This is a genomic window from Methanomicrobia archaeon (assembly GCA_016930255.1).
In the GTDB taxonomy this organism is placed as follows: Archaea; Halobacteriota; Syntropharchaeia; order Alkanophagales; family Methanospirareceae; genus JACGMN01.
Map to the genome: position 1 here is coordinate 1 of JAFGHB010000061.1, position 5,761 is coordinate 5,761.

Annotated in this window: 9 protein-coding genes; 8 read left to right on the forward strand and 1 reads right to left on the reverse strand. The window is 48.9% G+C overall.

Features of this window, described 5'->3' with window-relative positions:
• Positions 1-142 (forward strand): NFYB/HAP3 family transcription factor subunit (locus JW878_08435; protein MBN1763083.1); only part of this gene is annotated, 142 nt, incomplete at its 5' end.
• Between the two features lie 177 nt (positions 143-319).
• On the opposite strand, the gene JW878_08440 is transcribed toward JW878_08435, so the two are convergent.
• A complete protein-coding gene (locus JW878_08440) occupies positions 320-832 on the reverse strand; it encodes a nicotinamide-nucleotide adenylyltransferase (GenBank protein MBN1763084.1) in 513 nt (170 codons plus the stop codon).
• Between the two features lie 205 nt (positions 833-1,037).
• Between JW878_08440 and JW878_08445 the strand changes: the two genes are divergently transcribed.
• The 7 genes from JW878_08445 (at position 1,038) to JW878_08475 (ending at position 5,417) form a co-directional block, all read left to right on the forward strand.
• Positions 1,038-1,586 (forward strand): DJ-1/PfpI family protein, encoded by a 549-nt coding sequence (locus JW878_08445; GenBank protein MBN1763085.1) that lies wholly within the window; start codon positions 1,038-1,040, stop codon positions 1,584-1,586.
• Positions 1,587-1,620: 34 nt separating this feature from the next.
• A complete protein-coding gene (locus JW878_08450; protein ID MBN1763086.1) occupies positions 1,621-1,866 on the forward strand; it encodes a hypothetical protein in 246 nt (81 codons plus the stop codon).
• 2 nt (positions 1,867-1,868) lie between these two features.
• Complete coding sequence (locus tag JW878_08455) at positions 1,869-2,183, forward strand: YbjQ family protein (GenBank protein MBN1763087.1); 315 nt, start codon at positions 1,869-1,871, stop codon at positions 2,181-2,183.
• 330 nt (positions 2,184-2,513) lie between these two features.
• Entirely contained in the window at positions 2,514-3,425 is a 912-nt protein-coding gene (locus JW878_08460) for a hypothetical protein (GenBank protein ID MBN1763088.1), read from the forward strand.
• A gap of 209 nt (positions 3,426-3,634) precedes the next feature.
• Entirely contained in the window at positions 3,635-4,441 is an 807-nt protein-coding gene (gene budA / locus JW878_08465) for an acetolactate decarboxylase (GenBank protein MBN1763089.1), read from the forward strand.
• A 59-nt stretch (positions 4,442-4,500) separates the two neighbouring features.
• Entirely contained in the window at positions 4,501-5,004 is a 504-nt protein-coding gene (locus JW878_08470) for a hypothetical protein (protein MBN1763090.1), read from the forward strand.
• Between the two features lie 218 nt (positions 5,005-5,222).
• Entirely contained in the window at positions 5,223-5,417 is a 195-nt protein-coding gene (locus JW878_08475; GenBank protein ID MBN1763091.1) for a hypothetical protein, read from the forward strand.
• The last annotated feature ends 344 nt before the right edge of the window (positions 5,418-5,761 follow it).

Genomic DNA, 5,761 nt, shown 5'->3' on the forward strand with positions numbered 1-5,761 from the left:
AGTGAGTGAAGATGCGAGTCAGGCGCTGGCAGAGCTTTTAGAGGAATACGGCGAGAAAATAGCGAAAAAGGCCGTAAGCCTCGCGAAGCATGCCGGACGGAAGACGGTAAAAGCGGAAGATATCGCAGAAGCAGTAGCATAAACTGAAAAGGTTGCATGAAGGGGGAAATTGTAAAACAGTAAAATTTACCCCTCTTTTTTTTCTATTATTTTCTATTACCTTGTCAACCAATCCTTTCCTGTTTCTCCACGTTATGTAGCGTAGCTGATTGTTACCAAATCTCTCTAAGGGCTACCTCTGGTCAGGCGTGCTGCCGCTCTACTCGGCATCGCTTCTCGCCAGGTCCTTCATCCTTCTTATCCCGTGTATCTCCTTTAAGACGTCTATAACCGCCGTAGTCACTAAACTCTCCCAATTGCCGCCTGTCAAGATTCGTCTTCTTATCTCGCTACCCGAGTATTCTTTCCGGTTGAAGAGCGAAGAAACACGTACTTCGTAGCCTCGTTCCGTAAATAAACGCTCGATTAAGGGATTATGTGCGTAGACGACATCCACTGGCGGTATCAATGACTCGACATGCGACACCCAGACGGCATTCCTATTCACATCCAGAATGGGTACGATGTAGAAGTTGAAAATGCCCTCATCGCGTAAGGACTTCGAAATCATCAGATAGCGCTCACCTGCGGTAAAAGGATTATCCAACTCGTGGCTTCTCTGTGCTGATCCAATACAGATAATGACTTCTTCGACTTCCGAGGCCATCTTCTTTATTACCGCATGATGCCCGAGATGGTAAGGCTGAAATCGCCCTATATATAGCGCTCTCATTTCTCTCTGACCTAACTAACTAAGTCCTACCTCTTCCGGTAGATTCGCATCTACGACTCGACTCACTTCGAGCGCAGTAATGCGTTCAGCACCGTAGTGGCTTACAGTGGCTTACAGATACTATACCTCCGTAGCATTTATAGATACCTCTATTTTTTATTTACAGACTTCTTTGATAAGATAGTGAGAGGGGGAGTTGTGAGCGATGGTTAAGGTCATTTTGCTGTTAGCACCGGGATTTGAAGAGATAGAAGCTATGAGTATCGTGGATACGCTCAGGAGAGCGGGCGTAGAGGTGGTAATCGCGGGACTTCAAGAGGGCTCTATTGAAGGTTCACGCGGAGTTAACGTCATTCCGGACAGATCGATAGATGAGATTGCTCTTGAGGAATACGATGCGGTCGTTTTGCCCGGAGGCTCTCCAGGCTATATCAATCTCGGGCGGGACAGGCGAGTACGGGAGTTGGTTACGAGAGCTTTTGAAGAGGGGCGCATCGTGGCGGCAATTTGTGGCGCGCCGACCGTATTAGCGGATTTCGGAATCTTAAAGGGTAAGAAAGCGACTGTTTTTCCTGGCAAAGAACGGGAGTTGACCGGTGCGGAGTTCGTTAATGAGCGCGTTGTGGTGGATGGTACTGTGGTTACCAGTAAAGGGCCGGGTACTGCGCTAGAATTCAGCGTTAAATTAGTAGAGCTGTTGGTTGGGAAGCAGCGAGCCCAAGAAGTTAAAGCTGGGCTTGTAACAGACTTTTAATCGTCGGCGCTACTTATGACACAGGGAGGGGAAGATGCACGTATTAAACAAGGCGGGCGTGGTGGTATTCGTCGTTGGCGTAGTAATTATGATGGCGTACAGCGTGTACCCGCTCTTCAACATGGATGTAGAGGATGCTACAATGCTTTTTGGAGTGCGCGTCAGCATGGCACTGATGGGTATCGGTGCGGCTATTTTGATACTAACCATGAGTATAGAACGATACAGAGACTGGAAGAAGATGAAAGAGGAGATAGATGAGAAGGAGTTGAGACCATGAGTATAGTGGTGGTAAATACCGAGTCTATACCCGGTAAGGAGATAGTAGAGGTCTTAGGCCTTGTGAGAGGAAACGTCATCCAGGCGAAACATCTCGGGAAGGATATCGCGGCGGCTTTTCGAACGATCGTCGGCGGTGAGATAAAGGAATACACGGAGATGATGACCGAGGCGCGCGAAATCGCATTGAAGCGAATGATAGAGAAGGCGGAGGAACTGGACGCGGATGCGGTCGTTAACCTGCGGTTCATGACCTCCATGGTGATGACCGGCGCCGCGGAGATTCTCGCCTACGGAACCGCGGTACGGTTACGGTAAAACGAGTACGAATAAGAAAGGTGGATTATCGCTCCGAATGGTGGCAGTCGTATTTGTATTGTAATGTAAATCAGGAATACTCTCCCTCTTCTGCGGGATATGGGATGTCGCTGCCTCGAAGCACGCTATTGAACTGAATGAGTTCTCGAAGTAAAGCAGACATGTTTCGATTTGGCTACCACCACCGTTAGCGACATTGTTGTCCAGACGCCCACGATTTTGACAATCTTGTTCGCAGTGAGCAATATGGTATTCCGTTCACTATATATGCCGCCGGCACGTTAGTTTCGCTCACTGATACCCGTCTGATACATCGGGGTGAAGGAGAGTATGAAACAAGCGAGAGTTGCCCCAAAGGGACCTATAAAGTGGGTGATACCCTGCTTACTCTTTAGAACTGCTACGAGTATGACCAAGGCCGTTACTGCAGCGGCTACCGCTGTGAACGTATCTCAAGCAACGGCCAATAAGGTCTTCGGCGCAGTTACATCCGTAGCGCAGCGCATAGCGAAAGAATTGCTCAGTTTTTCCGAAGTTTGGGATGTAGAGCCGGGGAGGCATCGCGAGTTAAAGAGGAGAAAACGATGCGTACTGTTCCTTCTCGTTCTGCTCTTTGCGATCGGAACGCCACTACTAGCACCGGCAGCACCTGCACCTGCACCTGCACCGGAGGCGGGGGGAGACACCGCATCCGTAACGGCCATCGATATGCAGTTAAAACTGGTAGATGAGGACCCGGTCATCAACGCTTTCCTCTACGAGAGGATGTACGAATACAACGAATCCGAAGGGCTTGAAGCGGTAAAGATCGTGGTAGTAGTAGGGCCGCAATGGGCTCGTACCCGCGAGGTAAAGACCTTCTATATCGTGAGGAACGCCACGCGCCAGGAAATAGACATCAGAGCCAGCTATGACGATGACGATGGCTCGTTGTGGACGTTCTATCCGCACACAGGACAGACCGTATATGCACTGAAAGTACTGCAGAGCCACCAAGCAACGGTTCAAAAGCTGTTGCACCTGATGGTCATTTCAGTGGTGATCGATACAGAGAATGTTCCTGCCATAACGGAGATTACGGACAAGTCGCCGTGGATGAGCGGCTATCTCGCCGATAAGGACAAGGAATTTTTGGAGCAATTTGTAGTTGCCGAGAGCAATCGAGCGGTAGGGATAATGCAACAGGTGATGCAATGGCAGACGGTTGATAGGATGGCATACAAGTTACTGATCCCAATATAACGAGAAACGGCCGAATCTGAACAAGTCACGCCAGGAACTCCGTCCTATCTGTCTGAACGCGAGATCATTATGTTCTTAGCTTCTTCGACTGCGTTAAAGGGATCAATTCGCACGTAAATAACGTGAGAGCCTGCTTCTTTGGTTACATCACATGGAACTTCTCCACCTTCAAACTTTTTAGGTCGCAAGTGGTTTGGTTACTAAGAACCATGACAAAAACGCGAGTGGCCCTTATAGGTATCGCCTGTGTAGCTTGTTTGCTCCTCGGTGCAGCGGCAGGGTATTTACCGGGCTATTATGCCAACCAGAGCCAGGATGATAGCTTGACCCAGATATCAACGATCGATGCGGTCCTCAACGGGCTTTATGACGGTGTCACGACATGGGGCGCGTTAAAGGAATACGGCGACTTCGGTATCGGCACGTTTGATGGCCTCGAAGGTGAAATGATCGTCGTGGATGGCGTCTGTTATCAAGTCAAAGTAGATGGCGTGGCGTATCCTGTTACCGATACGATGACCATTCCGTTTGCCTCGGTGACCTTCTTTGATGAGGATCGCGAACTACCTGTACAGGCGGGGACGAATTATACGCAATTGCAGGAATATTTGAGTGACTCGATTGAAGAGAGGAACATCTTTTACGCTGTCAGGATAGACGGCACGTTCGACTACGTGAAGACCAGAAGTTTACCGGGGCAAGAGAAGCCCTATCCTCCGTTAGTTGAAGTCACTGCCAACCAATCAACGTTTGATTTCCACGACGTGCGCGGCACAATCGTTGGTTTTTATTCGCCCGATTACGTAGGCGGCTTGAATGTCCCCGGGTACCACTTGCATTTTATTACAGAGGATAGAAAAGCTGGTGGGCACGTCCTTGAACTTGAAATTGAAGATGCCCAACTATCCGTGGATTACACTTCGGACATTCGGATCATTCTGCCGAACACGGAAGAGTTCAACAGCCTTGATCTAACACTGAATAAAGAAGAAGAGCTAGAAAAGGCTGAGAAATAAAAACAGATAAGGAACGGTGAAGAGTAGGGCGGAGACACCTTCTGTGGCGGGAAAAGCAAATGAAGGTGGGAGAAGAAGGGAAGAAAAAGTTAATCTATGCATATCTGGCGATTTTAGTGGTAATTACGATTATAAACGCGATTCTGGCACGGTTCGGTGTCATTGCTCGACCGATAGGCCCTGGCAGCTCAGGTTTGTACTTTTCCATCGCCTTCATGATCGCCTTTGCGTTGTGGTTTGGCGGTTGGGGCGTGATTGCAGCGGACGTCGGGCTGAGCACGAGGCGGGACCTGCTGATCTTCCTCGTCTTCGGCTGGCTGCTGAACAACGTGGTGGGCGCGAGTTGGAGCGCAAGTACGCTCGCGATCGCGGGGATAGCGTCGTGGAGTGACGTTGCTAGGATATTCACGGGCTGGCTCATTGGCAATTTGATTGTACCGATTCTGATTACGCCGCTGCTCCTTGCGCTGCCTCACGCCCCGAATCCGAGCAGCATGGCTGCTCGTAGAAGGGTATTGGCATTGAGGGATGTTGTGCTGAATTGTTGGCTATCTATGTGCTAGTTCGTTAGTGCTACTGCGGTCATCCGCGTTCTGGCCGATTTTTGTGTGGGGGGACCGAAATATTTCGAAAGATTTATATCCACCGAAAATATTGCCATAGCTGAAGCCGGGAGAGATTGTGTCACCAAAGGTGTGAAAGGTGAGAGAGGTAAAGCGGGATTTGAAGCGGGAAAGGTGGAAGATTCGTATGTTTGTTGGAGGAGGTGAGAGGTAGATAGATGGGGGATATATGTCCAGTATTTAGTGCAGTAAAACTGGCCGTGAGCAATCCCAGCGATCCCGGCGCTGATGCGACGTGGCAGGTACCCTGTTTAAAAGAGCGGTGCATATTCTGGGTAGAGGTCGTGACACATCTGGGCGAACGCCGCCAGCAGGGATGCGGACTGGTGCTCAAAGCGGATAAAAAGGTATAAAATAGGAAAACCGAAGCTGAAGAATTGGAGCGCAGAAAGATTAGTTTAAAGTAAGGTGTTACAGGGTAGTTTGGGTTAGGAGAAAATAAGGTCAAAGTAAAAACGACGGATAAAAGAAAAGTGATAAGAAGGAGCGTGGTGGAGTAAGTGCCAACCTATGGACTTAAAATACTTAAATGTCTTATAAAATAAAGTATGGTGATAAATATGCACAAAAACAACCCAGAGAAGTGTAAGTTTTGTAAGCTCGAAAAAGAGGTGATGTCCTAACTTTCATGACTCACTTTGAACATCAATAATTCCTCCCATGTCCAAACGTGATCTGTAATGCCCTCAGCCATGCA